1 protein-coding gene is annotated in these 1,305 nt (G+C 61.5%); it reads right to left on the bottom strand.

Annotation, left to right across the window (positions count from 1 at the left end; genetic code table 11):
- On the bottom strand, positions 1-1,164 hold a 1,164-nt coding region (locus BLU67_RS11990), incomplete at its 3' end, for an IS1249 family transposase (protein WP_143027445.1).
- Between the last annotated feature and the right edge of the window lie 141 nt (positions 1,165-1,305).

A 1,305-nucleotide genomic window follows, 5' to 3' on the forward strand; every position in this document is an offset into this window, starting at 1 on the left:
CCAGAGGCCTTCTTCGGCGGTGGTGTGGGTGTCGTAGTGGGCGGGTCCGATTTTCTCGTTCGGCTTGTTCGATTTTTTGGGGATGATCCACCTGCGGGGTCTGTCGGCCTGGTGCCACTGGGTGTAGATCTGCGGCACGGGTTTGGGTGCGACCCAGCGGAAGTACAGAACCCAATCCACGGCAGTGAGCAGGTGGGATTCGGACAAGCCCCGGTGGTAGTAGCTGACGGCGGCGATGCGGGAATTGAGGGACTCAGCGATGTTCGTTGTAGCGTGCAGCACGTGGCCGGGGTGGGCGGTCAAAAAGTTGAATAACGTGCCTTTTTTGGTCAGGCGTTCCAGGCGGTAGTACACGCGCCGGTCACGGCCGTGGGTGTACCACCATTGGGTAGGTTTGTGCTTGCCACGGCGGCGGGCCTCTTCGGGGTCATCACGGGCGAAGGTGCGCTCGTTTAACCAGTCCTTATGGTGGGAGTGCAGCTGCGCCAGCAGGGCTGACCAGTGGGCGGCCTCGGAGGTGCTGGTGACGTGAAGCAACTGTTTCGATAATGCTCGTAATGCTCTGCCAGCGGCGGTTTTTGGCCGATTCGTGAGGTCGCGGATGTTGTTACGGTGCACGTGTAGCAGGCATCGTTGTACCGGTGGGGCGTCTTGGCCCCAGGCGGCCTGGATCGCTGTGAGCGCCCCGGCGGCGCCGTCACAGGTGATCAACCGTGGCGGTGGCAGCCGGTCCAAGAGCGCGGTGTAAGCGGCGGCGTTTTCAGTGGCGGCCCACTGGCGTGCGACCACGTGACCATGCTCGTTCACTGCCGTCAGGAGCACCCAGTTGTAGGCGAGGAAGATCCCGTCGATGAAGAGCTGGTCGTAGACCTCTCCGGTCACTGCCAGAGGCGGTGTGGGCACGTTCCAGCACCAGGCGAAACGGCGCCGGGCGGACCGGCCGGTAGTCGTGCCATCGACCTCGTATTGGGCGTTCTTACCGAGCACATAATCGATGAACGCGGCGAAGGTAGCTTGCTGTGTTTGATCCTCGCGACGGAAGCAAACCGTGGCCCCGCAATAGTTGCATCTCCATCGCTGAGCCCCGGCCGCGCTGCGTCCGTATTTACGCATCGGCTGGAAACAGATCTGACACTTACGAGCTTTGGGGGACTTGGTTCGCACCGGTCAAGTTGACCCGCACACAACCAGGCCGATGTCAACAACCCGCCGGGATTAGCTCATTTCGAGCTAATCACCCCGACTTTCCCGCACCACAACGCGGCAAACTCCGATCTTAAGCAACACGTTTTGGCCGGTAACCCG

The sequence above is a fragment of the Bowdeniella nasicola genome, from assembly GCF_900107735.1.
Taxonomy (GTDB): domain Bacteria; phylum Actinomycetota; class Actinomycetes; order Actinomycetales; family Actinomycetaceae; genus Bowdeniella; species Bowdeniella massiliensis.